General features: G+C 72.1%; 20 protein-coding genes and 1 riboswitch. Of the genes, 5 read left to right on the top strand and 15 right to left on the bottom strand.

Annotation, left to right across the window (positions count from 1 at the left end):
* From cobJ to cobM, 3 genes are read right to left on the bottom strand one after another with little or no spacing between them, the layout of a single operon-like run.
* A complete protein-coding gene (gene cobJ / locus ACZ4RZ_RS08240) occupies positions 1 to 1791 on the bottom strand; it encodes a precorrin-3B C(17)-methyltransferase (protein ID WP_467743183.1) in 1791 nt (596 codons plus the stop codon).
* Entirely contained in the window at positions 1788 to 3050 is a 1263-nt protein-coding gene (gene cbiE, locus ACZ4RZ_RS08235; protein WP_467743182.1) for a precorrin-6y C5,15-methyltransferase (decarboxylating) subunit CbiE, read from the bottom strand. Before cbiE ends, cobJ begins: the two co-directional genes overlap by 4 nt.
* Positions 3047 to 3871: a precorrin-4 C(11)-methyltransferase gene (gene cobM, locus ACZ4RZ_RS08230; protein WP_467743181.1), complete on the bottom strand. Its 825-nt coding sequence runs from the start codon at positions 3869 to 3871 to the stop codon at positions 3047 to 3049. The genes cbiE and cobM overlap by 4 nt, the downstream gene beginning before the upstream one ends.
* Before the next feature lie 104 nt (positions 3872 to 3975).
* Between cobM and ACZ4RZ_RS08225 the strand changes: the two genes are divergently transcribed.
* The gene (locus ACZ4RZ_RS08225; protein ID WP_467743180.1) at positions 3976 to 4704 is read left to right on the top strand and encodes a ZIP family metal transporter; all 729 of its coding nucleotides are present in this window, start codon (positions 3976 to 3978) and stop codon (positions 4702 to 4704) included.
* Between the two features lie 17 nt (positions 4705 to 4721).
* Here the strand turns inward: ACZ4RZ_RS08225 and cobI are convergent, their stop codons facing one another.
* Genes cobI through ACZ4RZ_RS08190 form a run of 7 tightly spaced genes read right to left on the bottom strand, consistent with a single transcriptional unit; the run spans position 4722 to position 15812 of the window.
* On the bottom strand, positions 4722 to 5453 hold the full coding sequence (cobI, locus tag ACZ4RZ_RS08220) for a precorrin-2 C(20)-methyltransferase (RefSeq protein ID WP_467743179.1): 732 nt from the start codon (positions 5451 to 5453) through the stop codon (positions 4722 to 4724).
* Positions 5450 to 6886: a cobyrinate a,c-diamide synthase gene (locus tag ACZ4RZ_RS08215; RefSeq protein WP_467743178.1), complete on the bottom strand. Its 1437-nt coding sequence runs from the start codon at positions 6884 to 6886 to the stop codon at positions 5450 to 5452. Before ACZ4RZ_RS08215 ends, cobI begins: the two co-directional genes overlap by 4 nt.
* The gene (gene cobO / locus ACZ4RZ_RS08210) at positions 6886 to 7485 is read right to left on the bottom strand and encodes a cob(I)yrinic acid a,c-diamide adenosyltransferase (RefSeq protein ID WP_467743177.1); all 600 of its coding nucleotides are present in this window, start codon (positions 7483 to 7485) and stop codon (positions 6886 to 6888) included. Before cobO ends, ACZ4RZ_RS08215 begins: the two co-directional genes overlap by 1 nt.
* Positions 7485 to 9584 (bottom strand): putative cobaltochelatase, encoded by a 2100-nt coding sequence (locus ACZ4RZ_RS08205; protein ID WP_467743176.1) that lies wholly within the window; start codon positions 9582 to 9584, stop codon positions 7485 to 7487. The genes cobO and ACZ4RZ_RS08205 overlap by 1 nt, the downstream gene beginning before the upstream one ends.
* A complete protein-coding gene (gene cobN, locus ACZ4RZ_RS08200) occupies positions 9581 to 13234 on the bottom strand; it encodes a cobaltochelatase subunit CobN (protein ID WP_467743175.1) in 3654 nt (1217 codons plus the stop codon). The genes ACZ4RZ_RS08205 and cobN overlap by 4 nt, the downstream gene beginning before the upstream one ends.
* A complete protein-coding gene (locus ACZ4RZ_RS08195) occupies positions 13231 to 14760 on the bottom strand; it encodes a cobyric acid synthase (RefSeq protein WP_467743174.1) in 1530 nt (509 codons plus the stop codon). The genes cobN and ACZ4RZ_RS08195 overlap by 4 nt, the downstream gene beginning before the upstream one ends.
* Entirely contained in the window at positions 14757 to 15812 is a 1056-nt protein-coding gene (locus tag ACZ4RZ_RS08190; RefSeq protein ID WP_467743173.1) for a cobalamin biosynthesis protein, read from the bottom strand. Before ACZ4RZ_RS08190 ends, ACZ4RZ_RS08195 begins: the two co-directional genes overlap by 4 nt.
* A 119-nt stretch (positions 15813 to 15931) precedes the next feature.
* Positions 15932 to 16072: riboswitch (cobalamin riboswitch) on the bottom strand.
* A gap of 171 nt (positions 16073 to 16243) precedes the next feature.
* On the opposite strand from ACZ4RZ_RS08190, the gene ACZ4RZ_RS08185 reads away from it, so the two are divergent.
* Positions 16244 to 16459 (top strand): DUF397 domain-containing protein, encoded by a 216-nt coding sequence (locus ACZ4RZ_RS08185; protein ID WP_467743172.1) that lies wholly within the window; start codon positions 16244 to 16246, stop codon positions 16457 to 16459.
* A 181-nt stretch (positions 16460 to 16640) separates the two neighbouring features.
* Here ACZ4RZ_RS08185 and ACZ4RZ_RS08180 read toward each other — a convergent pair whose 3' ends face one another.
* The 3 genes from ACZ4RZ_RS08180 to ACZ4RZ_RS08170 all read right to left on the bottom strand — a co-directional run bounded on the left by ACZ4RZ_RS08180 (position 16641) and on the right by ACZ4RZ_RS08170 (position 19044).
* The gene (locus ACZ4RZ_RS08180) at positions 16641 to 16862 is read right to left on the bottom strand and encodes a hypothetical protein (RefSeq protein WP_467743171.1); all 222 of its coding nucleotides are present in this window, start codon (positions 16860 to 16862) and stop codon (positions 16641 to 16643) included.
* A 12-nt stretch (positions 16863 to 16874) separates the two neighbouring features.
* A complete protein-coding gene (locus tag ACZ4RZ_RS08175; RefSeq protein WP_467743170.1) occupies positions 16875 to 18116 on the bottom strand; it encodes an inorganic phosphate transporter in 1242 nt (413 codons plus the stop codon).
* A gap of 178 nt (positions 18117 to 18294) precedes the next feature.
* Positions 18295 to 19044 (bottom strand): lysozyme, encoded by a 750-nt coding sequence (locus ACZ4RZ_RS08170; protein ID WP_467743169.1) that lies wholly within the window; start codon positions 19042 to 19044, stop codon positions 18295 to 18297.
* A 196-nt stretch (positions 19045 to 19240) separates the two neighbouring features.
* Between ACZ4RZ_RS08170 and ACZ4RZ_RS08165 the strand changes: the two genes are divergently transcribed.
* From ACZ4RZ_RS08165 to ACZ4RZ_RS08155, 3 genes are all read left to right on the top strand, one after another.
* On the top strand, positions 19241 to 19972 hold the full coding sequence (locus ACZ4RZ_RS08165; protein ID WP_467743168.1) for a class II aldolase/adducin family protein: 732 nt from the start codon (positions 19241 to 19243) through the stop codon (positions 19970 to 19972).
* 148 nt (positions 19973 to 20120) lie between these two features.
* On the top strand, positions 20121 to 21248 hold the full coding sequence (locus tag ACZ4RZ_RS08160; protein ID WP_467743167.1) for an alpha/beta hydrolase: 1128 nt from the start codon (positions 20121 to 20123) through the stop codon (positions 21246 to 21248).
* A gap of 215 nt (positions 21249 to 21463) precedes the next feature.
* Positions 21464 to 22870, top strand: coding sequence for a hypothetical protein (locus ACZ4RZ_RS08155; RefSeq protein ID WP_467743166.1), 1407 nt, complete (start codon positions 21464 to 21466; stop codon positions 22868 to 22870).
* A 44-nt stretch (positions 22871 to 22914) separates the two neighbouring features.
* On the opposite strand, the gene ACZ4RZ_RS08150 is transcribed toward ACZ4RZ_RS08155, so the two are convergent.
* Both ACZ4RZ_RS08150 and ypfJ read right to left on the bottom strand, forming a co-directional pair.
* Positions 22915 to 23337: a VOC family protein gene (locus ACZ4RZ_RS08150; RefSeq protein ID WP_467743165.1), complete on the bottom strand. Its 423-nt coding sequence runs from the start codon at positions 23335 to 23337 to the stop codon at positions 22915 to 22917.
* A 117-nt stretch (positions 23338 to 23454) separates the two neighbouring features.
* Positions 23455 to 24345 (bottom strand): KPN_02809 family neutral zinc metallopeptidase, encoded by an 891-nt coding sequence (gene ypfJ / locus ACZ4RZ_RS08145; protein ID WP_467743164.1) that lies wholly within the window; start codon positions 24343 to 24345, stop codon positions 23455 to 23457.
* Between the last annotated feature and the right edge of the window lie 525 nt (positions 24346 to 24870).

Here is a 24870-nt window from a genome sequence, read left to right as displayed (position 1 = left end):
TCACTTGGGCTCCTCCTGCCAGCGGTAGCCGCGCGGTGTCACCATGCGCCCGGCGATCTCCCGGGTCGCCGTATTGCCCACGGTCACCACGGTCATCATGTCCACGATCGCCGGATCCAGGGACCCCAGCGTCGTCACCCGGCTCGACTCGTCGGCCCGGGAGGCATTGCGTACGACACCCACCGGCGTCGTCGGCTCCCGGTGCTCGGCGAGGATCACGAGCGCCTTCGGCAGCTGCCAGTCCCGGCCCCGACTGCGGGGGTTGTAGAAGGTGACCACGATGTCCGCCTCGGCCGCCGCGCGCACACGCCGCTCGATGACCTCCCACGGCGTGTGGAGATCGGAGAGGCTGATCGACACGTGGTCGTGGCCGAGCGGCGCGCCCAGGATCGCCCCGGCCGCGAGCGCCGCGGTCACTCCGGGCACCCCGACCACGTCGATGTCGTCGGACGCCTCGGCCAGCGCGGGCGACGCCATCGCGTACACGCCCGCGTCGCCGCTGCCGATCAGCGCGACGGCCTGCCCGCGCCGGGCCTCCGCCACCGCCGTACGCGCCCGCTCCTCCTCGGCGCCGAGACCCGACTCCAGGATCCGGGTCCCGGGCCGCAGCAGATCACGGATCTGGTCGACGTACTGGTCGAGCCCGACGAGCACGGAGGCGCGGCGGAGTTCGTCTTTGGCACGGGGGGTGAGCAGATCGCGCGCACCCGGCCCGAGCCCGACGACGGCGAGCCGCCCGCGCGCAGGCCGACGCACGACCGCACAGGTCGCCATCGCCGGCTGCCCGTCCGCGCGCTCCGACTTGCGCTTGGGGACCAGGAGTTCACCACCGCCTACGAGGGCGGCGGCCTCCGCCACGGAAGGGGTCCCGACGGCGGCGAGCGGAGCATCCGAGGGGTTCGGCACCTCGACCTTCGCCAGTTCCTCGGCGGTGTACGTGACGACGGGCACCCCGAGGCGCTCGGCGGCCCCGAGGATGCCGGGCTCGTCCGCCTTGGCGTCGACGGTGGCGACCTCGGCAGCGGACTTTGCCGACAGCCCGGCCTCCCGGAGGGCGTCCTCGACGAGCCCGAGCACCTCATCGACGGGCGCGCCCTTGGAGGCACCTACACCGACAACAAGCGAGGGCGGCCGCAGCACGACCTCCCGCTCGACGGGCTCAACGGCACGGTCGGTGACGCGGATGACGGGCGTAGCCGGCTGTGGGCAATCGTCCCGCTGGGCGATGGGGGTCTGCCCTGCCCGAGCGGAGCCGACTGCTTGGGGGAGGGTGGGCACAGCCCCCGGCGCCGGGTACGTGACATGCGACGGCAACGCGGGCAGAGGCCACTGCACCTCCGCTTCCAGCGCGACGGGCTCGCCGTCCAGCATGGCCCGGGAAACCCCGGCGACATCCCCCTCCACCGGGAACCCGAGCGTATCCAGCCCCGGCATCCCGACGGAGTCGGTCGCAGTGGTCACCACAGGCGCGGCCCCGAGCAACTCACCCACCTCGCGGGCGAGTTCGTTCGCACCGCCCCCGTGCCCCCCGACGAGGGACACGGCAAACCGGCCCGCCTCGTCGACACACACGACCCCGGGGTCAGCCGCCTTGTCGGAAAGGAGCGGCGCCACGAGCCGCACGGTCGCCCCCGTGGCAAGGAAGCAGACGAGCTGGTCGCACTCGGCGAACGCCCGCCGAACGGCGTCCCCCACGGACCCGTCGTACACCCGCGTACGGGTGGGCCAGGCGGTGGCGAGCCGGTCACGGGCCACCGCCCCCGCCGCCGTGGCGGAAATCAGGCCGATCACTGGGGGACTCCTTCGGTACGGGCCGGAGGCCGGACGCCCCACAGCAGAAAAACGGGATTGGTGGCCGCGAGCCGGGTGACGCCACCCGGCAGCGGCGCCAGCCGCGACGACTGCAGCAGCACGCCGTCGCAGTCGAACCCGGCACCGGTGAGCGCGTCCCGGGCCGCCGGCACGCGGTCCAGCGCGGCCATGGCGACCACGACGGCACGCCGGGCCCGCCGCGCGCAGACCGTGACGATGGCGGGCAGTTCACGTCCGCCGCCGCCGATGAAGACCGCGTCCGGGTCGTCCAGATCGGACAGCACCGTGGGAGCGGCCCCGTGCACCACCCGTACGTCCACGCCGTGCGCCTGGGCGTTGGCGCGGATGCGGTCGCAGCCGTCCCGCGTCTTCTCGATCGCGGTGACGGCGGCACCGAACCGCGCGCACTCGACGGCGACGGACCCGGAGCCCGCGCCGACGTCCCAGATCAGCTCGCCGAGGCGCGGCCCGAGCCGGGCCAGCGCGAGCGCCCGTACCTCGAACTTGCTGATCATCGAGTCGCGGTGTGCGAACTCGCTCTCGTCCAGGGCCCATTGGGCGGGCCCGGACGGTGGCCCGGCGAGGGTCCGTACGGGGGCGATGGCACGTGACTCGTCCAGGCACAGGACGACGCTCACGGCCGTTCCCCAGTCACGGGCCGCGGCCTCGGCGGGCGTGACCCGCTCCACGCGCTCGTGCTCGGGGTCGCCCAGGGCGCTCGCCACGACGAGGACGCGTTCAGCGCTGCGGTACGCGAGGGCGGCGCCCAGCTCGGCGGGTCCGGAGCCGGGTCCGGTCAGCACGGCCACCTTGGGCTGGGACCGGCAGACCTGGACGGCCGTGCGCAGATCACGCCCGTGCGCGCTGACGACCACCGCGTCGTCCCAGGGCAGTCCGAGCCGCGCGAAGGCGGTCGCGACGGACGAGACGCCGGGGCTGACGTCCAGCCGGTCCGCCCCGAACCGCTCGGCCAGCGCCCGCACGATCCCGAAGAACCCGGGGTCGCCGGAGGCGAGCACGACGACCCGGCCTTCCCGCTTCTCCCCTTTTTTCAGGTATCGCTCGATGTCGTCGAGGGCGGGTGCGAGCGGCCCGAGGACGATCTGCTCGGCCTCCTGCGGCGGCCGCGCGGCCGCCAGATGCCGCCGGGCACCCACGACCAGCCCGGCATCGGCGAGAGCGGACGCGGCATCCGGGGGCAGCGGCGCCCCCGTCCCCGTACCGAAGACACTGATCACGACGGATTGCCCTTCCGCGCCGCGCGCAGCTCCGCACGCGCCTGCGGGTCGGCCTTGCGGAACCCGTGGAAGTGACCGGGGTGGTAGAGGTGCGAGCGGGTGCCGCTGGCGTCGAGCGCCGGGCCGACCAGGAAGAGGGTGTGCTTCCAGAGCTTGTGCTCCTTGACGGTCTCCTCCAGCGTCTCGATCGTGCACTTCACGATCAGCTCCTCCGGCCAGGTCGCCTGATACGCGACCACGACCGGCGTGGAGGTGGGGTAGCCGCCCTCCAGCAGCTCCCGTACGAGCTGGCCGCTGCGGGCGGCCGACAGGAACAGCGCCATGGTCGTGCCGTGCCGGGCGAACTCGCGGACCTCCTCACCGGGCGGCATCGGCGTCTTGCCGCCGCCGAGCCGGGTGAGGATCACGGACTGGGCGACCTCGGGAATCGTCAGTTCGCGCTGCGCGAGCGCGGCGACGGCGGAGAAGGAGGAGACGCCCGGGACGATCTCGGTCGCGATGCCGATCTCCGCACATCGGTCGACCTGCTCCTGCGTACCGCCCCACAGGGCCGGGTCGCCGGAGTGGATCCGAGCCACCCTCAAGCCCTCCGCGCGGGCCCGCCGGTACACGGCGACGACGTCCTCCAGCGACATGGTCGCCGAATCGAGGATCTCCGCGCCCTCGCGCGCGTGGTCGAGGACCTCGGCCTGCACCAGGCTGGCCGCCCAGATCACGACGTCGGCCTCGGCGATGGCGCGCGCGGCGCGGAACGTCAGCAGGTCGGCGGCGCCGGGCCCTGCGCCGACGAAGGTCACCTTGCCGGTGGGGGCATCGGCCATGGAAATCGGTCCTCTCCTACGAAAAACTCGGGTGCTGCGAAAAGTCAGTGCCCGCGCGGCCGTCGGACGTGCGCGAACGGGGGTCGATCGGATAGCAAGGGCGTATGGCGGTCCTCGTCGCGCTCGGCGCGTTCCTGATGACGCTGGCCGGCGGCTGGACGGCACAGCGCGTGACCGACCGCCGCCACCTGGTGCTGGGCCTGGCCGGCGGACTGATGCTCGGTGTGGTCGGCATGGACCTGCTGCCGGAGGCGCTGCACGCGGCGGGAGAGGAAGTCTTCGGCGTCCCCACCGCGCTGCTGCTGTTCGTGGCCGGATTCCTGCTGGCCCATCTGGTGGAGCGCCTGCTGGCCCACCGTCAGGCCGCGCACGGCGGCGAGGAGAACGGCGGACGCGCGCCCGAGGTGGGCCTGACGGCGGCCGCCGCGATGGTCGGCCACAGCGCGATGGACGGTGTCGCGATCGGCGCCGCCTTCCAGGTCGGCGGCGGCATGGGCCTGGCGGTCGCCCTCGCGGTGATCGCCCACGACTTCGCGGACGGCTTCAACACGTACACGATCACGAGCCTGTACGGGAACGCCCGCCGCAAGGCGATCACGATGCTGTTCGCGGACGCGGCGGCCCCCGTGGTCGGCGCGGCCTCCACGCTCTTCGTCACCATCCCCGAGGAGCTGCTCGGCGGCTATCTCGGCCTCTTCGGCGGCGTACTGCTCTACCTCGCCGCCGCCGAGATCCTCCCCGAGGCACACCACGAGCACCCGGCCCGTTCGACCCTGCTGTGCACGGTCGCGGGCGTGGGCTTCATCTGGCTGGTGGTCGGCATCGCGGGCTGATCCGCACCGTGGACCGCTCACAGTTTTCCGCCGCGTCCGCCGTCGCGCCGAGCGGGCGCGATGAGCGTGGACAGGTACGGCAGTGGCCCACCGTCGAGTTCGCCCGCCGGCCTGATCGACTCGTCCTCGAGCCCGAGCGCCGAGCCCCACACGGCGTCGTCGATCCGCCCGGTCTCGCGCAGCGCCTCCGCGACCTCTGGCGCCTGCCGCCCGAACTTGTACGCGACGACCGTGCCGGGCCCGTTCAGGGCGTCCTTGAGCACAGCGGCCCCGGCGGTCACCGGCACCAGGGTGAGCGGCTCGGTCCCCTCCGTGAGCACGGCCCCCGACCGCGCGGCGAGGTCCTGCATGGCGGTGATACCGGGCACGGTCTCGATCTCCGTCCCCGGTACGAGCTCCCCGATGGTGTGCGCGAGGTAGGTGAAGGTCGAGTACACGTTGGGGTCGCCGATAGTGGCGAAGGCGACGGCGGCGTGCCGCTTGAGCAACTCCGCGACGCGCGCACCGGCGGCATCCCAGGCGGCCTCGCGCCGGCCCCGGTCGCTCCGCTCGTTGAGCGCGAAGACGACTTGTACGACCTTCTCCTCGGGCACGTAGTGCAGCACGGTCGCCTCGGCGCGCCCCCGCTCCCCCGTGTCCATGACGGGCACCACGACGACCTCGGCGGTCCGCAGAGCGTTGACGCCCTTGACGGTCACCAGCTCCGGATCGCCGGGGCCGACCCCGACTCCGATCAGCTTGCTGCTCATGACGTCAGGCACCTCTCCACGAACCGACGGGCGACACCGGGCTCGGACGCCCAGTGCGTGTGCAGATAACTCGCGTGCACACCTTGTTGTACGAAACCTTCGACGCGCTTTTGAGGGGCGCGCACCCCCCAGGCGGGAGCCGCTCCGGCGCCGGGCTCGACGACGGTCCGGTGGAACTCGTGCCCGCGCATCCGGGTCCCGGCCCCGGCGAGCACACTGTCGGACACGGCGACGGCGTCCCGGTAGCCCAGGGTGAGCCGCTCGCTCATCCGGGCCGTGGCGTCGAACACCCCGCACATGGGCTGCCCGTCGAGCTCACGGCACAGGTAGAGCAGCCCGGCACACTCGGCGGCAACGGGCGCGCCACTGAGCGCGAGCTCGGAAACGGCCTTCCGAAGCGGCTCGTTGGCGGACAGCTCCGGCGCGTACACCTCGGGAAACCCGCCCCCGATGACCAGCCCGCCCGTTCCCTTGGGCAGTTGCTCGTCCCGGAGAGGGTCGAACGTGACGACTTCGGCCCCGGCGGCGGCGAGCAGCTCGGCATGCTCGGCGTAGGAGAAGGTGAAGGCGGGTCCCCCGGCAAGGGCGATCACCTTCAGCCCGTCCGGCGTTTGAGGACGGGGCCGATCAGACCGATCGGGGGTCTGGGGGCGGAGCCCCCAGGGATCGGGAAGGGGAAGGGGCGGCGGGGGCGAAGAACCAACAGCCTCAGCCGCATCCCAAGCCGCACCCGACAGCGCAGGCGCACTGCGCGCCAGCGCGAAGAGCGCATCGAGATCGCACCCCTCCCGCACCTGCGAGGCCATGGCGGCAACCGCCTCAACGGCCTCCGAACGCCGCTCGGCAACGGGCACCAGCCCAAGATGCCGAGAAGGCGTGTCCACCTGCTGAACCCGCCGAAGCACCCCGAGAACGGGCACCCCGGACTCGTCCAACGCCTCCCGCAGCATCCCCTCGTGCCGCTCGGACCCCACCTTGTTGAGGATCACGCCCGCGACCCGCACCTCGGGATCCCAGGAAGCAAACCCATGCACCAGCGCGGCAACGGACCGCGACTGCGACGACGCATCCACCACCAGCACGACGGGCGCTCGCAGCAACTTCGCGACATGAGCCGTGGAGGCCAGCTCCCCCTGCCCCGCGGCCCCGTCGTACAGCCCCATCACACCCTCGACGACAGCGAGCTCGCACCCACGCGCACCATGCGCGAACAACGGCGCGATCAACTCCGCCCCGCACAGATACGCGTCGAGATTCCGCCCCACGCGCCCGGTCGCGAGCGCGTGATACCCGGGATCGATGTAGTCGGGCCCCACCTTGTGCGGGGACACGGCAAGCCCCCGCGAGGCGAAGGCCGCCATCAGCCCCGTGGCAACGGTGGTCTTGCCGCTGCCCGAGGAGGGCGCGGCGATGACCAGCCGAGGGACGGACATCACCACTCGATACCCCTCTGGCCCTTCTGGCCTGCGTCCATCGGGTGCTTGACCTTGGACATGTCGGTCACAAGATCGGCGAACTCGACGAGCTTCTCGGGGGCATTGCGCCCGGTGATCACGACATGCTGAGTCCCCGGCCGATCCCGCAGCACGGCCACCACCTCATCGACATCCACCCACCCCCAGTGCAGGGGGTACGCGAACTCGTCGAGGACGTACAGCCGGTACGTCTCGGCGGCGAGGTCCCGCTTGACCTGCTCCCACCCCTCGCGGGCCTTCTCCTCGTTGTCCATCTGGGAGTCGCGCTGGACCCAGGACCAGCCCTCGCCCATCTTGTGCCAGTCGACGGACCCGCCCTCACCGGAGGCGCCCAGCACACGCAGCGCGTTCTCCTCCCCGACCTTCCACTTCGCCGACTTGACGAACTGGAACACTCCGATGGGCCATCCCTGATTCCAGGCACGCAGCGCGAGCCCGAAGGCGGCGGTCGACTTGCCCTTCCCGATCCCCGTGTGCACGACGACAAGTGGCCGATTCCGGCGCTGACGTGTCGTCAGGCCGTCGTCCGGCACCACACTCGGCTGCCCCTGCGGCATTACGCGGCCCTCCTCGGAGTCCTCTGCGTCTCCTGCACATCACGCACGAGCCCGGCGATGGAATCGGCCCGCAACTCGTCCAACGTCACCGCGGTGCCGCCCAGTTCACCGGCGAGCCGCCCCGCGAGCCCGAGCCGCACGGGCCCCGCCTCGCAGTCGACGACGACGGACGCGACTCCCTCTGCGGCGAACAACCGGGCCGCCCGTCCGGCCAGCGCGACCGGCTCCGTCGCACCCGTCGCCCGACCACCACCCCTGGCCGAGGCTCCCCCAGAGCTGAACGCCTGGGGGGACCCCCATCGCGCCGCCCCTCCTTCTGTGGCCCGCCCGTCCGTCACCACGACAACCAGCGGCCGTCGAGCCGCGTCGCGCAGCCGCTCGACCCGCAGCACCTCGTGCGCCCTGAGCAACCCGGCCGCGAGCGGCGTCCGCCCACCCGTGGGCAGCGACTCCAGGCGGGCCGCGGCGGCGTCCACCGACGACGTGGGCGGCAGCGCGACCTCGGCCGCGGACCCGCGGAAGGTCACGAGCCCCACCTTGTCCCGCCGCTGATACGCGTCGAGCAGCAGCGACAGCACCGCACCCTTCACGGCACTCATCCGCTGCCGCGCCGCCATCGACCCGGAGGCGTCGACGACGAAGAGAACGAGGTTCCCCTCACGCCCCTCCCGCGTCGCCTGGCGCAGATCGTCCCGCCGTACGACGAGACCGCGCCCCGACCGCCCGCGCGCCCGCTGATGCGGCGCCGCCGCCTGCACGGTGGCCGCCAGGTGCAGCTTGGTGAGCGCCCCTCGGGGCCGTCGCGACCCGGTCGTCCGCCCGTGCTCGGTCCGCGCCCGCGAACGCCGGCCGGCCGCGCCCTCGCCGAGACCGGGCACGCTCAGCACCTTCGTGCGAAAGGGTTCGGCGGCCCGTACGGGGGACTGTTCGCCGGCCGCCCGAGGCTGCCCGCCCTCACCCGCTTCGGCCTGCGCGGGAGCTTCGCCCGGTGCCTCCGGTGCGGAACCGTCGTCGGGCCCGTCCTGAGGCGGCTGCCCGCCGCCACCGGGCCCGTCCGGATCAGGATCGTCGTCGCCGTCCCCGTCCTGCCCGCCGAACTCCTCCAGCGTCTCATCGAGCTTGTCCTCGTCGAGTCCCGGCGCGTCGAAGGGGTTGCGCCGCCGACGGTGCGGCAGCGCGAGCAGCGCCGCCTGTCGTACGTCCTCGGCGAGCACCTCGGTCCGCCCCGCCCAGGCGGCCAGCGCGGTCGCGGTGCGCGCCATCACGATGTCGGCCCGCATGCCGTCCACCTCGAAGGCCGCGCAGGTCGCCGCGATCTGCCGCAGCGCCCCGTCCCCGAGCCGCACGGACGGCAACAGCTCGCGCGCCGCCACGATCCGCGCCCGCACGGCGGACTCCTCGTCGGCCCACCGCGCGGCGAACGCGCCGGGATCGTCGTCGTACGCGAGCCTGCGCCGGACGACCTCGACCCGCTGATCGGGCTCCCGAGAGGCGGCCACCTCGACCGTCAGTCCGAACCGGTCCAGCAACTGCGGCCGCAGCTCGCCCTCTTCGGGGTTCATGGTCCCGACGAGCAGGAAGCGGGCGGCGTGCCGAACGGAGACGCCCTCGCGTTCGACGTACGAGGCGCCCATCGCGGCGGCGTCGAGCAGCAGGTCGACGAGGTGGTCGTGCAGCAGATTCACTTCGTCGACGTAGAGAATCCCGCGATGCGCGTCGGCCAGCAGCCCCGGCTCGAAGGCCTTGACGCCCTCCGCGAGCGCCCGCTCGATGTCGAGGGCGCCGACGAGCCGGTCCTCGGAGGCGCCGACCGGCAACTCCACCATGCGGGCGGGCCGTCGGGTGCCCGTCCCGGGCTGGTGCGGCCCGTCCGGGCAGGCCGGATCGGGTGACGCGGGGGCACACGAGAAACGGCACCCGGCGACGACGTCCACCTGCGGCATGAGGGCCGAGAGGGCACGGACGGCGGTCGACTTGGCGGTGCCCTTCTCGCCACGGACCAGCACACCGCCCACGGCCGGCGACACGGCGTTCAGCAGCAGCGCGAGCCGCAGGTCGTCCTGACCGACAACTGCCGTGAACGGAAACGGAGTACTCACTGGTCGTCGCCCTCCAGGTCGCCTTCGAGCTCCAGATAGGTGGCGCGCAGCCGCTCCAGCGTGTCGGCGTCCGGCTCGGCCCACAGCCCGCGGTCGGCGGCCTCCAGCAGGCGCTCGGTGATGCCGCGCAGCGCCCAGGGGTTGGACTTCTTCATGAAGTCCTGGTTCTGCGGATCGAAGACGTACTCCGCGCTGAGCTTCTCGTACATCCAGTCGTCCACGACCCCGGCCGTGGCGTCGTACCCGAAGAGGTAGTCGACGGTCGCGGCCATCTCGAAGGCGCCCTTGTAGCCGTGCCGCCGCATCGCCGCCATCCAGCGCGGGTTGACGACACGGGCGCGGAAGACGCGGTGCGTCTCCTCGCCGAGGGTCCGGGTCTTCACCTGGTCCGGTACGGCGCTGTCACCGACGTACGCCTCCGGGCTCGTGCCGGTCAGATGGCGCACCATGGCGACCATTCCGCCGTGGTACTGGAAGTAGTCGTCCGCGTCCACGAGGTCGTGCTCGCGGGTGTCGACGTTCTTCGCGGCGACGGCGATGCGCCTGAACGCCGTCTCCATGTCGCCGCGCGCCGCCCGCCCGTCGAGCCCGCGCCCGTACGCGTAGCCGCCCCACACCGCGTACACCTCGGCGAGGTCCGCGTCGGAGCGCCAGTTGCGCGCGTCGATCAGGGGAAGCAGGCCGGCCCCGTACGCCCCCGGCTTGGAGCCGAAGATACGGGCCGTCGCGCGCCGCCGGTCGCCGTGCTCGGCGGTGTCCTCGTCGGCGTGCTTGCGCACGTAGTTCCGGTCGGCGGGCTCGTCCAGCTCGGCGACCGCCCGCACCGCGTCGTCGATGAGACCGACGACGTGCGGGAACGCGTCCCGGAAGAAGCCGGAGATCCGGACCGTGACGTCGATCCGCGGCCGGCCCAGTTCCTCCAGGGCCACGACCTCGAAGCCGGTCACCCGGCGCGACGCGTCGTCCCACACCGGGCGGCAGCCGAGCAGCGCGAGGATCTCGGCGATGTCGTCGCCCTGGGTGCGCATCGCGGACGTGCCCCAGACCGTGAGCCCGACGGACGTCGGGTACTCGCCGGTGTCCTGGAGATAGCGGGCCACGAGCGAGTCGGCGAGCGACTGCCCGACCTCCCAACTCAGCCTGGACGGGATCGCCTTGGGGTCGACGGAGTAGAAGTTGCGGCCGGTCGGCAGGACGTTGACGAGCCCGCGCGTCGGCGAGCCGGACGGGCCCGCCGGGACGTAACCGCCGTCAAGGGCCCGGAGGATGTGGTCGATCTCGTCCGTCGTACGGGCGAGCCGCGGCACGACCTCACGGCAGGCGAACTCCAACACCGCGACCGCGTCCGGGAGTTCGACGCCGAGTACTTCCCGTACGAGCGCGGCGCTCTCGGCGGTCACCCAGCCGCGTTCCTCCATGCCCTCGGCGATCCGGCGGCACAGCTGCTCCAGCAGGTCGATCGCGTCGGCCGCCGTGCGGGACGGGCCCTCGACGAGATCCGTCAGCTCGACCGGCGCCTTCACCGGCGCGCCCGGCTCCGCGAGCAGCTCCTTCTCGACCAGGCCGAAGTGCTCGGCGAGGCAGGCCCGCAGACCGGGCAGCGCGTTGGCCGCGCCGCCCCACACCTGCGAGGCGCGCAGCACCGCCAGCACCAGATTCACCCGCGCCTCGGCCTCCGGCCCGCCGCCGAGGATGTGCAGGCCATCCCTGATCTGCACGTCCTTGATCTCGCACAGATAGCCGTCGATGTGCATGACGAACTCGTCGAACGCCGCGTCGTCCGGCTGCTCGTCCACATGCAGGTCGTGGTGGAGTTCCGCCGCCTTGACGAGGGTCCAGATCTGGGCGCGGACCGCCGGGGCCTTGGTCGGGTCCAGGTCGGACACGAGGGCGTACTCGTCGAGGAGCTGCTCCAGCTTCGCCAGATCGCCGTAGGTGTCCGCGCGCGCCATCGGCGGTACGAGGTGGTCGACGACGGTGGCATGACCGCGGCGCTTGGCCTGGGTGCCCTCGCCCGGGTCGTTGACGATGAACGGGTAGACGAGGGGGAGTTCACCGAGGACGGCGTCGGGCGCGCAGCCGCTGCTGAGACCGAGTCCCTTGCCCGGCAGCCACTCCATCGTGCCGTGCTTGCCCATGTGCACGATGGCGTCCGCGCCGAACGAGTTTTCCAGCCACCGATAGGCCGCCATGTAGTGGTGCGACGGCGGCATGTCCGGGTCGTGGTAGATCGCGATCGGGTTCTCGCCGAAGCCGCGCGGCGGCTGGATCATCACGACGACATTCCCGAACTGGAGGCAGGCCAGCACGATGTCGTCGCCGTCGACGTAGAGGGAGCCCGGCGGCTCGCCCCAGGCTTCGAGCATCCCGTCCCGCAGCTCGGGGTCGAGCTTGTCGAACCACGCCCGGTAGTCGGCGAGCGGCACGCGCGCGGGCGCCGCGGCGAGCTGGTCCTCGGTGAGCCACTCGACGTCGTGGCCGCCGGCCGCGATGAGCCGATGGATCAACTCGTCGCCGCCCGCAGGGTATTCGGTGAGGCTGTACCCGGCGCCTCGCAGCGCGTCCAGGACCCGTACCGCCGAAGCGGGCGTGTCGAGCCCCACCGCGTTGCCGACCCGCGAGTGCTTGGTCGGGTAGGCGGTGAAGACGAGCGCGAGCTTCTTCTCGGCGTTCGGCTTGTGCTTCAACTGTGCGTGGCGCAGGGCGATTCCGGCGACGCGCGCGGCCCGCTCGGGGTCGGCGACATACACCGGCACATCGTCGGGACCCTGCTCCTTGAAGGAGAACGGCACGGTGATGAGCCGCCCGTCGAACTCCGGGATCGCGACCTGCATCGCCGCGTCCATGGGGGAGAGGGCGGCGTCCGACTCATCCCACGCACTCTTCGACGAGGTCAGGCAGAGCCCTTGCAGGACAGGGATGTCGAGGTCGGCCAGCGCGCCGATGTCCCAGGCCTCCTCGTCGCCCCCGGCGGACGCCTGCGAGGCGTGCGTGCCGCCCGCCGCGAGCACGGTGGTGACCAGCGCGTCGGCCTTTTGGAGGATCTCGTACAGGCCCGCGTCCGCGCCGCGCAGCGAACCGCAGTACACGGCAAGGGCGTTGGCGCCCCGCGCCTCGATCGCGTCGCACAGTGTGTCGACGAAGGCCGTGTTGCCGGACAGCTGGTGCGCCCGGTAGAACAGCACGCCGACCGTCGGGCGCCCCTCGACGAAGACACGCTCGCCGTGGACGCCGTACTCGGCCATCTTCCGCGGCTCTTCGAAGCCCTCACCCGTGAGCAGCACGGTGTCGGAGAGGAAGCGGGCCAGTTCGGTGAGGTTCGCCGGGCCGCCCTCCACCAGGTAGCGCAGCGCCTCGGCCACGACACCGGCCGGCACCGACGACTCGGCCATCAACTCCGCGTCCGGGACGGCCTCTCCGCCGAGCAGCACGGTCGGGATGCCCGACGCCTTGAGCGTGCTCAGGCCGTCCTCCCAGGCGCGCTTGCCGCCGAGCAGCCGTACGACGGCGATGTCCGCGCCCTCGATGAGCCCCGGGAGCTCCTCCGTGACATCCACTCGGGTCGGATTGCCGATCCGGTACGGCGCGCCGGAGGCACGCGCCGCCAGCAGATCCGTGTCGGCGGTCGACAACAACAACACTGTGCTCATGCGGGCGCTCCCGGTGGAATGAAAGGCAGTCCTGACGGCGCGCCCGACTCGATGAGCCGCCACAGCGCGTCCGTGTCCGCGTGTTCCTCGATCAGATCGCCGAGCCGGTCCAGCTGCTCCTCGCGCAGCGCCGCGAACGACGTGTCGGCGGCCGGCACGAAGCGTCGGCCCGCGGCGGCCGCCACCTCGCGCAGGAAGGCGCGCCGGAATCCGTCCGACTCCAGCGAGCCGTGCCAGTGCGTGCCCCAGACGGCGCCGACCCGGCACCCGTCCAGGAACGGTTCGCCGCCCGTGACATCGGCGACGCCGTGGTGGATCTCGTATCCCTCGACGCGCTCGCCGAGCGCCTCGCCGACGGGCCGGGTGAGGGTCTTCTCGCGCGCGAACCGCACGCGCACGGGGAGGAGTCCGAGGCCGTCCACCTGGCCTCGGCGGCTTTCGACCTCGTCGTCGATGTGCTCGCCGAGCACCTGGAAGCCACCGCAGATGCCCAGTACGGGCCGTCCCTCGGCGGCTCTGCGCGCGATTGCGTCCGCCAGTCCGCGCTCTCGCAGCCACTCCAGCGCCTGCACCGTCCCCCGGGTTCCCGGTATGACGACGAGGTCCGCGTCGGCCAGCTCCTCGGCCCGGTCCACGAACCGCACGACGACACCCGGCTCGGCGGCCAGCGCGTCCACGTCCGTGAAGTTGGACATGAGCGGGATCGCGCAGACCGCGACCCGGAGGATGTCCTCGCCGACGGGGGAGGTGACCTCCGACTCCCGGACCGCCCCGCGCAGCACTGTGTTTGATCTAAAAGCGAGCCGCAGCCCGTCCTCCTCGTCGATGCCGAGGCCGTGCCGGAAGGGCAGGACGCCGTACGAGCGCCGCCCGGTGAGGCCGTGCAGCATCTCGAGTCCGGGCTCCAGCAGGGAGACGTCCCCGCGGAACTTGTTGACGAGGAACCCGGCGACGAGCTCCTGGTCCTCGGGCGACAGCAGCGCGACCGTTCCGAAGAACGAGGCGAACACGCCCCCGCGGTCGATGTCGCCGACGACGAGCACAGGGAGCCGGGCATTCCTGGCGATCCCCATGTTCACGATGTCGGTACGCCGCAGATTGATCTCGGCAGGACTGCCGGCCCCCTCGCAGATCACCGCGTCATACGTGCCCCGCAACTCGGCGAGGCAGTCCAGCACGGTCCCGAGGAGTTGCTCCTGCCGCCCTCCGTGGTAGCCGCGCGCCGAGAGCTCCCCCACGGGCTTGCCCATGAGGACGACCTGACTGCTCCGGTCGCTCCCCGGCTTGAGGAGTACGGGATTCATGAGCGCGGTGGGCTCCACGCGCGCGGCCTGCGCCTGCATGGCCTGCGCGCGCCCGATCTCGGCGCCCTCGCGCGTCACGAACGAATTCAGCGACATGTTCTGCGCCTTGAACGGCGCGACCTTGACGCCCTGCCGCACCAGCCACCGGCAGACCCCGGCGGTCACGACGCTCTTGCCGGCGTCGGAGGTGGTTCCGGCGATGAGCAGTCCACGACCCGTCATGATGTCGTCCTCCAACGCTGTGGGCAGTCGTTCCGCAGGGCGTTGGGGGTCCCTCCTGGTCGAGCGAAGCCGAGAGCTTGGGGGAGGGTGGGCACAGCCCGTAGCGCCGGGTGCCTTGTCACCCGACCCCACAGCAGAGCCCCCGCCGCGCTCGCCCCCAGCGCCAGCCAGCTCACCCGTCGCGACAACCGCACGGCCCGTTCGATGTCGCGCACCGCAACAGCTCGGCCCTCCCCGTTGAGCACGGGCCGGTGCTCAAGCCGTCCCCCGTACGAGAGGGTCCCCCCGAGCCGTACCCCGAGCGCCCCCGCGAACGACGCCTCCACGGGCCCCGCGTTGGGACTCGGATGCTTGTGCGCGTCCGCGCGCCAGGCGCGCACGGCCCCGCGCGGGTCGCGTCCCGCGACGGTGGTGAGCACGGCGGTCAAGCGCGCCCCCGGCCAGCCCGCGACATCGTCGAGCCGCGCGGAAGCCCACCCGTACCGCCGGTACTTGGGGGACTTGTGCCCGACCATGGCGTCGAGCGTGTTCACGGCACGAAAGGCGACGAGCCCCGGCACACCGCCGAGGGCCCCCCACACCAAGGCGCCCACCACGGCATCGGAGGTGTTCTCGGCGACGGACTCGACGACCGCTCGCGCGATGCCGTCGCTGTCCAGTGCCTGCGGATCACGCCCGCACAGATGGGGCAGCCGCTCCCGGGCCACCTCGGCATCGCCGACCGCGAGCGCGTCGCCGATCGCGCGCGCCTCGCGCCCGAGGGAGGTCCCTCCGACGACGGCCCAAGTGGCGGCGGCGGTCAGTGCGATGGAGGCGGTACGGGACCGGCGTACGGAATGACGGGCCAGCGCCGCGAGCCCGGTGGCACCGCCCACGCACACGGCGGTGTGCAGCGCGCCCCACCCGCGGTGGTCCCGCCACAGCACCCGCTCCACGGCTCCCGCGGCCCGCCCGAACGCGGCGACCGGATGCCCCCGGCGAGGGTCGCCGAGCAGCAGGTCACCGAGAAGGCCGGCGGCGGCGCCGTACGCGAAGACGCGATCGGCACGCACCGCTTCAGCCGACCGTCAGGTCGGGCACAACTGTCGTTCGCGTAGTTCGCGTCGTTCGCACAGAACTTGGGCAGCCGCGCATGGCGATATGTCCTCACTCAGGGTGTCCACGCCCTGGTTCGACGAGACCGGCGGTGAGAGTTCCTGGCTCCCGGGGACTTACTTCCCCGGTGACAGTGGCGGGACCGCGCCGGACTCGCACCGGCTTCCTCTCATGTCGCCGTACTTGGCTCGGGCAGTCCACCACGGGGTCGGAAGACCCGTCAACTTGCTGTTGACCTGCGAGGGGAGAGTGTGCTGAGGCCCACAGGGCCGACCAGCGGGCCGGTTTTCCCCTAGGCGGTCAAATCAGGCTTTCCTGGACTGGTTTGCGACAAGGGGCGAGCGGTCCAGCGCGGGGGGCGCCTGCTCTCGGGCAGGAGGGGGTCGGTGTGGGCCACAGGAACCCGTCCGTGCTGCGCTGGCACACCAGCAGCCACAGTGGGGACGACGAGTGCGTCGAAGTGGCGGTCTCCGGGAACGCGGTGCTGGTCCGCGACTCGTGGAACCGGCGCGGGGGACGTGTCGTCTTCTCCCGACCCCAGTGGCAGGCGTTTTTGTACGTGCTCGGCGCTCCCGGTGCGCGGCGCCGGATATCGGTTCCGTGACGTAGTCGTTCTGGGGCTCTGGTGACGAGAGGGAAGGTCCGGTGATGTACGCGACCGAGTGAGGCCTGGGGAGACTGCCGGGGCATGCCCTCGGAAGTGGCCGTATCCGGACATGCGAGTGCCCTGCCGGTCGCTCCCGTGAGGGAGGTCCGGCAGGGCACTCGGCGAGGGTGCGCGGGCGTCAGGCCACGATGATGAAGATCCCGTACGCCACCGCCGCCGCGCACGCCGCGAAGCAGGCGTAGGCGCCGGTGACCGCGAGAGCGGCGGAGCCGCCCTGGGCCGACGCCGACTCTCGCTTCGAGAGGCCGACGATGCCGAGGGTGAAGAGGCCGACGAGGGCCACGGTGGTGAGGAGGCTGACTCCGAAGACGGAGGCGAGGGCTGCCCAGTCGATGTTCATGCTGTTCTTTCCTTACACCGTGGCCGGGCGGGTGGGCTCCGCGTCCGGGGCCGGGATGGTGGTCTTCAGGTCGGTGTCGGCCGTGGCCATCGAACCGGCCGGCGGCGGGGTGACCGCGGCGATCGCCGTGGTGACGACGCCCGCGGGCTCGGCGGCGACGTCGTTCACGTTGTCGACGGTGACCGGCTGGCGGCGGGAGAGAGTCCAGATGACCCCGGCGCCCGCGACGAGCAGCACGCCCGTGGCGACGATGCCCCACGTGCCCTGCTTGGTGAGGAACTCGGCGGAGGCACCGGCCAGACCGGCGGCCGGCAGTGTCAGACCCCACGCGACGAACATCCGGGTCGCGGTCGACCAGCGGACGACACCGCCCTTGCGGCCGAGGCCGGAGCCCATCACGGCGCCGGAGCAGACCTGGGTGGTGGAGAGGGAGAAGCCGATGTGCGAGGAGGCCAGGATGGCGGTCGCGGCACTGGTCTGGGCGGCGAAGCCCTGCTGCGGCGCGAGGTCCGTCAGACCCTTGCCCATGGTGCGGATGATGCGCCAGCCGCCCAGGTAGGTGCCGAGCGCGATGGCCGTACCGGCCGAGACGATGACCCAGGTGGGAGGGTTCGAGCCCGGGGCGAGGACGCCGCCGGTGACCAGGGCCAGGGTGATGATGCCCATCGTCTTCTGGGCGTCGTTCGTGCCGTGCGCCAGCGAGACCAGGCCGGCGGAGGCGATCTGGCCGGCGCGGTAGCCCTTGGCGGTCGCCTTCTCTTCGGCGCGGTTGCCGATCCTGTACGTCAGCCGGGTGGCCAGCATCGCGGCGAGTCCGGCCACGATGGGCGCGGCGACCGCGGGGATCAGCACCTTGGTGACAACGGTCGAGCCGTTCACGGACGACCAGCCGGCCGACATGACCGCGGCGCCGATCAGGCCGCCGAAGAGTGCGTGGGAGGAGCTGGAGGGCAGACCCAGGAGCCAGGTCAGCAGATTCCAGAGGATGGCGCCGACGAGCGCCGCGAAGATCACTTCGGTGCGGATGCCCTCTTCGTTGATCATCCCGCCGGAGATCGTCTTGGCGACCTCGACGGAGAGGAACGCACCGACGAGGTTCAGCACGGCGGACATGGCCACCGCCGTCTTGGGCTTCAGAGCGCCGGTCGAGATGGTCGTCGCCATCGCGTTGGCAGTGTCGTGGAAACCGTTCGTGAAATCGAACACGAGAGCGGTGACGATCACGATTCCGAGGAGGAGCGTGATGTGTTCCATTTACCCAGGCTTCTCTTTGACGTCAGTGGCAGGTGGACCGTAGGCAACCTGAGTGAACGGAAGATGAACTGGGGCGGGCCGTGGGGTGTCTCAAGCGGTGGGCCGCCCCTCCGTTTTTGACGGAGGGGCGGCCCGGCGTCTCGAACAAGGGCGGAATATCGGGCTCCGCTATCAGCCTCTAGCCCCGCGCGAGCCTCTTGAGCGAGGTCATGGACCCGTTGAAGAGATTCTGGTCACCCGGCAGGCTGCCGCGGTTGGCGTACTGCCAGAACGTCCAGTACGACCAGCCGGCGGGCAGTGCACCCGCGTCCGCCGAGTCGTAGCGGGCGAGCCACAGGGCGTGGTTCGCGGCGAAGGCGCGACTGCCGCCGGTGCAGTTGTTCCACCAGTGCGTGGTCGTGTAGATCACCGGACGTCGGCCGGTCTCCCGCTTGACCTCGTTGCTGAACGCCTTGATCCAGCTCACCATCCTGGCCTTGCTCAGGCCGTAGCACTTGCGCTTGCCGTACGGGTTGTACTCGATGTCCAGCGCGGGCGGCAGCGTCCAGCCGTCCGAGTGCCAGGCGCCGCCGTTGCGCACGAAGTACGCGGCCTGGGCGGTGCCGGACGACTTGTTCGGCACCGCGAAGTGATAGGCGCCGCGGAGGATGCCCGCGTTGCGCGCGCCGTTGTACTGCCGGCTGAAGTACGGATTGCGGTACGTGTGGGACTCGGTCGCCTTGACGTAGACGAACCGGGCGCCCTTTGCTTTCGCGCTTTGCCAGTCGACGTTCTTCTGGTGCGAGGAGACGTCGTGCCCTTTGGGCTTGCTCGCCGCGGAGGCCGGAACCGCGACGAGGGCGGTCCCACCCGCGGTGAGCGCCCCCACGATGGCCGTTGCCGCGATGACGCGGACACGGCGACGGAATGGTTTGTGATCACGGGCCATATTTCCCCCCGGAATGGCGACGTGCACGACAAATCCCCCAGAGGTTACTGGAAGATCAGCGCATGCTCATCGATCGCCAGCCAATCGCCGACAGAGGGGTATGTATGCCCATATGCGACCTTACGGACGCACGGGTTCCGCCCTAAAGTGCCCTGGCCTACGGTGTATTGACGTCCGTGCCTGGCAGGATCGCGGCATGGCTGAGCAGCGGCGGGACGCACGGGACGTGCGGGAGGACGTACAGGATGCGCCCGGACGGGGCGAGTTGGGCGCGAGGGACGCGCGGGACGCGGTGGAACGGGCGTGGGACGAGCTCGTGCTGACGGCCCGTCGGACGGTGGCCGACGGGCTGGTCGTCGGTACGTCGGGCAATGTGTCGGTACGGGTCGGCGGCACCGTCCTGGTCACGCCCACCGGAGTGCCGTACGACCGGCTGGCGCCCGACGACGCCGTCGGTGTCGATCTCGACGGCCGGCAGGTGCTCGGTTCGCTTCTTCCGACGAGCGAACTGCCGATGCACCTCGCGATCTACCGCGGAACCGACGCGCGCGCCGTCGTCCACACCCACGCCGCGCACGCGACGGCGGTTTCCACGCTCGTCCCCGAGCTCCCGCTGATCCACTACATGGCGGGCGCCCTCGGTGGGCCGGTCCGTGTTGCCCCCTATGCGACATACGGCACTCCGGAGTTGGCCGAGAACATGCTCCAGGCCCTCGCCGACCGCACTGCCTGCCTTCTCCAGAACCACGGCACCATCGCCTACGGAGACTCCTTGAACCAGGCGTACGACCGCACGGCCCAGCTGGAGTGGATGTCCCGCGTCTGGCTCCTGGCCTCCTCGGTCCCGGGCCTGACCCCCACGCTGCTGTCACCCCAGCAGACCCAGGAGGCGAGGGAGCGGCTACGGGGGTACGGGCAGCGGGGCTGAGCGACGGCGGGCGGCGGACACGTAGGAATCCCGGCGATGCCGCACCACCCGCACCACGAGAGCGCACAGGCCCCAGCCCGGGCGGAAGACGTCATCCCAGCCCCACCTCCCGCTGGCCGATGGCGGGCTCCCCCGGGAGACTGGACGCGTGCGCACCATCAGAGCCATGGCAGCTGCCGTCACCGTAGCCATAGCCGCGGGCGCGGCCTCCGTGGCGGCGGGCCGGTTCGCGAGTGACGCCGCGCTGAAGACGTCGCCCGGCAGGCCCCTGCCCACCGAGCCCCGGCTCACCGTGCACGCCACGACGGCGGGCGGGATCACGCTCACCCGGGACCTGGCCTCCCAGCGCCCGGGCAGGTACGGCCTCGCCGGAGACGGCTCCCACGCGGTCGTCGGACCGGTCATGAAGGGCACGCCTCACCCCGCCGACACGGTCGTACGCCGCCTCGAACGCGTCACCCACGGCTCCCTGGACCCCGGCGACAAGGTGTGGTTCACCCCGAACCTGCACATCGGCGACCCGAGCGCCGCCCTCGGTCTCGCCCACGCCGACGTCGACATACCCGGCGAACTCGGTGCTCTGCCCGCCTGGTTCGTGCCCGCCGTCCGCGACACCTGGGTGATCACCGTGCACGGCCTGGGTGCCACCCGCGAACATCCGATGAACGTGATGGAGTTCCTGAACCGTCAGCACTTCCCGGTGCTCGACCTCGCCTACCGCGGCGACCTCGGCGCACCCCGCTCCCAGGACGGCCTCAACCACCTCGGCGAGACCGAATGGCGCGACCTCGACGCGGCCATCCGGTACGCCGTACGGTACGGCGCCGAGCAGGTCGTCCTGTACGGCTGGTCCATCGGCGCCACCATGGCCCTGCGCGCCGCCGCGCACTCCGCCCTGCGCGCGCGGATCTCCGGCCTGGTCCTGGACTCGCCCGTCCTCAACTGGGAGACCACACTGCGCGCCCTCGCCACGGCCCGCCACACCCCCAGCGCCCTGCTGCCCCTCGCGGTGCGCGCTGCCCAGGGCCGTACGGGCCTGCACGGCGACCGCATCGGGAACGCCGCGCACCCCGACCACCTCAAGGTGCCCACCCTGGTGCTGCACGGCCCGGACGACACCATCGCCCCTTGGGACACCTCACGCCGCCTCGCCGAGCGCCGCCCGGACCTGGTCACCCTGTACACGGTCCCGGGGGCCCCGCACGGCGCCATGTGGAACGCCGACCCGGAGGGCTACGAAGAGGCCCTGCGCCGCTTCCTCACCCCCCTGATGTAAGCGCCCCGGCACGCCTCCGACGGAGCCCGACAGCCGGTCCCCACGAAGCACCCCGCGGAACCCGCCGGCGCCCTTCCGGTTCGCCCCCGGACAACTCTCGCGAGGGCTCGTTTCCGCGTGTCGAGCGCCCTGAGAACGCCCCGCGCTCACCACCCCCGTCGCCTGCCGTGACATTCCGTTTGGGTTTTCCGACCGTCAACCGGAAGACTGCACCCGTGACGTCCCGTAACCCGCGCGACTCCAGGCTCCGACTCGTCAGCCCGCGGCCCCTGGCCGCCGCCCCCCGAGCGGTGACCCAGCGCCGCACGCGCCGCCCCGCACCGCGGCCGCCCGAGGGCACACCGCCGCCCGCGGAACTGGCCCGTATGGCGCGCACCGGCCTGTCCGGCGCGGCCCGTGTCGCCCGCTGGGCCGACGCCGCCCTGCGCCCGGGACGCGACGGTGCGACCCCCGGCAGCAAAGGCACTCTCTCCGATGCCACCGCGGAACGGGCTGCCGCCGACCTGAGGCTGACCCCGGCTCAGGTCCGCGCAGACTGGGACACCGCACGCCTGGCCGGTCTTGTCGAGGTGCACGGCGACAGCGCCCGCCCGGGCTGGCGGCTGCGCGCCTGGAACCGCGACGACAGCGCCGTACTGCGCGGCTGGGTCGCCCTCTTCGACGCCTGGTCGCTCGCGTATCCGGAGCCCGCGGACCGCGAACCCGCCGCCGTCGCCGAGGTCGTCTCCGCGATGCCTCAGGTGCTCTCCTTCCTCCAGCTCTCCGCGGGGCCCGTCCCCGTGGAACAGCTCCTCGATCTCCTCGAACAGCGCGTCACGGAACTGCGCACCGAGCGCTGTGAAATCCCGTACGGACCCCAGCCGGAGCCCGCCCCGCAGGCCGCACCCGAAGCCGCGGACGCCCTCCTCGCCCCGCTCCTCGACTGGGCCCTGCACGCCCTCGCCTCTGTGGGCGCGCTCACCTGCGCCGACGGCCAGGCCACCCTCACCCCGCTCGGCAGCTGGGCGGTCTGGGTCAAGCTGGAGCAGATCTGCGTCGCCGCGCAGAGTCCCGCCGGGAACATCGAGCAGTCCGCCGAGGACATGCTCCGCGGCTGCGCCCAACTGCGCCCCAATGCGGCTCGCGCCGAGTACCGCGCCTGGCTGGCCGCCCGTCCCGTCGGCAGCGCCGTCACCGAACTCCTCGACGCCGCCCGCGGCGAAGACGCCCTCACCCGCGGTCTCGCCTTCGAGGCGCTGCGCGTGGTCGGCGCCCCCGCCGAGCCCGACGTGCGCGCGGTGGCCGAGGAGACCTCGCTGCGTCCCTACGCCATGCTGTGGCTCGCCGAGCAGGATGGTCACGACCCCGAGGACGCCCACGACGTGCTCACCCGCGAGGAGTCCACCTGGCTGTGGGTCGACACCGCCGCCGCCGTCGCCGACCACGGTGAAGCCCCGCTCCTCGTACGGCACTTGGAGTCCGCGGTGCAGCCCACCGTGCCCGCGCTCCTGGACGAGGTACGCGCGGTCGGCCACCCCCGCACCGTGCAGGTGCTGGTCGCGCTCGCCGCCGCGCACCCGGACCCGGCGCTTGCCAAGGCCGTACGCCGGGCCGCCTTCCAGGTGCACACCGGAGGAAGCTGACGGGGGAGCCGGGCAGGGAGTCGGCGAGGGAAGCCGACGGGGTCCTACGCCCCTATCTCAGGGGCGTACGTGCCGAAGCTCCAGATATTTCCCTCGAGGTCCCGGGCCATGTAGTCCCGCGAGCCGTAGTCCTGGTCCGTCGGGGGCATCAGGATCTCGGCGCCGTGGTCCACGGCCCGCTGGTGGTGCGAGTCGACGTCGTCCACGACCACGTACACCGCAGTTGGGCCCGCGTCCTTCATCGCGGTGTCGAAGATGCCGCCGCGGCCCTTGGAGCCGAGCATCACCGCGCCATTGCCCTGCACCAGTTCGGCGTGCATCACCGTGGTGACCCCGCCCTCGTCGCTCTCGTACACCGACGTCTCGCTGAAGCCGAAGGTCTCCGTGAGCTGCCTGATCGCCGCCTTCGCGTCCGCGTACAGCAGTGTCGGGTAGATGCTCGGGCGCCCGCCGTCCATGCCTGCCATGCCGATCACTCCCTCTCGTCGCGCCGCCGGAACCGCCGCCGGAATCCGACCTGCTGCCCAGTCTGGCACCGGGCACTGACAACGCCCCGGCGAGCGGAAGCCGTCTGCCGTCCGGCCTCAGCGAAACGTGTTGCATCGCGCCATGTCGCCGGTGCTGTAACCCTCGTAGAACCACTGCTGCCGCTGCCTGGCGGAGCCGTGCGTCCAGGTCTCCGGGGTCACCCGGCCCTGGAACCTCTCCTGGATCCGGTCGTCGCCGACGGCCGCCGCCGCGTCCAGGCCGTCGCGAATGTCGGCGTCCGTGAGGCTGGTGATCAGCGGCCGGCCCGTCGACGGGTCCTTCGTCGTCGTCGCGTGGTGCGCCCACACCCCGGCGTAGCAGTCGGCCTGCAGCTCCACCTTCACCGAGTTGCTGTTCGCGCCGGTCAGTCCGTTCTGCGACTTGCCCAGTGTCCCCATCAGGTCCTGCACGTGGTGCCCGTACTCGTGCGCCACCACGTACGCCTGCGCGAACGGCCCGCCGCTGGAACCGAACTTGGTGCGCAGCTCGTCGAAGAAGCCCAGGTCCAGATAGACCTTGCGGTCGCCGGGGCAGTAGAAGGGCCCGACGGCGGACGTGGCGGTGCCGCAGGCCGTGCCGACCCGATTGCTGAAGAAGACCGTCGGGGAGCGTGTGTAGGTGCCCCTGCGGCGCGCGAACTCCTGCGCCCAGTAGTCCTGCACGCTGTTGACCACCGCCACCATGCGGCAGTCCTCCCTGGCGTTCGCGTCGCTGCCCTTCTTGCAGGTCTGCTGGACCTGCGCGAGGGAAGAGGAGGTCGACGCGGGATGGTCGCTCCCGGAGGAGAGCCCGAGCTCGTCGGGACCGATTCCGAAGAAGAGTCCGATGAGCAGGGCGAGCAGGCCGGCGATGCCACCCCCGATGGTCGCCCTGCCGCCGGGGATTCGACTGCCGCGCACATCCTGGACCTCGGATGTGTCCAGGTCGGCGTCGTCGTCGAACTGCATGGGCACACCACCCTCTGCCGTACGTCGCTCTGGCGCCATCCTCGTACGCCCCCAGGTCCCCGGCCTCGGGCGGAGGTCCGAACGGGGGACGCGTTCCCGCCGGTCCGCCGTGTCCCGACGGACCTCCGAGCCACCCGCGTCTACGCTCTGCGCCGGATCCGTGGGCTGTGGTGGCGAGGGGGCAATGTGGTCGTTCTGCCGATCGAGGTGACGGATCCGGAGTCACCTGCCCGGCATCCACCGGCCACCCCGACCGCGCCTGCCCCCACCCCCAGGACCGCGCCGCGTCCGCGACCGGCGCATGCGGAGTCCGCGCCGCGTCCGCGACCGGCGCATGCGGAGTCCGCGCCGCCACGAGTCGTTCGCACAGAGTCCGCCTCGTCGCCGCGACCGGCTCGCACGGGGCCCGCCCCGCGGACCGCCCCCACCGGCCCGCGCCCCGCGAAGGCCGAGCGACTCCCTCCCCCCGCTCCCGCGGGCCACGCTCTCCGTCGCGTCCTCCCCGCCACTCTCGCCCTCCTGCTG

Source organism: Streptomyces sp. NPDC027189, from assembly GCF_055566975.1.
This window is presented reverse-complemented; position numbering and strand designations above follow the sequence as displayed.

Coding starts and splice junctions, on each gene's coding strand:
- cobM (WP_467743181.1), bottom strand. CDS start 3,871: ATGGCCGATGCCCCCACCGGCAAGGTGACCTTCGTCGGCGCAGGGCCC.
- ACZ4RZ_RS08175 (WP_467743170.1), bottom strand. CDS start 18,116: ATGGAACACATCACGCTCCTCCTCGGAATCGTGATCGTCACCGCTCTC.
- cobI (WP_467743179.1), bottom strand. CDS start 5,453: ATGAGCAGCAAGCTGATCGGAGTCGGGGTCGGCCCCGGCGATCCGGAG.
- cobO (WP_467743177.1), bottom strand. CDS start 7,485: ATGCCGCAGGGGCAGCCGAGTGTGGTGCCGGACGACGGCCTGACGACA.
- cobN (WP_467743175.1), bottom strand. CDS start 13,234: ATGAGCACAGTGTTGTTGTTGTCGACCGCCGACACGGATCTGCTGGCG.
- ACZ4RZ_RS08215 (WP_467743178.1), bottom strand. CDS start 6,886: ATGTCCGTCCCTCGGCTGGTCATCGCCGCGCCCTCCTCGGGCAGCGGC.
- ACZ4RZ_RS08150 (WP_467743165.1), bottom strand. CDS start 23,337: ATGGCAGGCATGGACGGCGGGCGCCCGAGCATCTACCCGACACTGCTG.
- ACZ4RZ_RS08165 (WP_467743168.1), top strand. CDS start 19,241: ATGGCTGAGCAGCGGCGGGACGCACGGGACGTGCGGGAGGACGTACAG.
- ypfJ (WP_467743164.1), bottom strand. CDS start 24,345: ATGCAGTTCGACGACGACGCCGACCTGGACACATCCGAGGTCCAGGAT.
- ACZ4RZ_RS08225 (WP_467743180.1), top strand. CDS start 3,976: ATGGCGGTCCTCGTCGCGCTCGGCGCGTTCCTGATGACGCTGGCCGGC.
- ACZ4RZ_RS08170 (WP_467743169.1), bottom strand. CDS start 19,044: ATGGCCCGTGATCACAAACCATTCCGTCGCCGTGTCCGCGTCATCGCG.
- ACZ4RZ_RS08195 (WP_467743174.1), bottom strand. CDS start 14,760: ATGACGGGTCGTGGACTGCTCATCGCCGGAACCACCTCCGACGCCGGC.
- ACZ4RZ_RS08180 (WP_467743171.1), bottom strand. CDS start 16,862: ATGAACATCGACTGGGCAGCCCTCGCCTCCGTCTTCGGAGTCAGCCTC.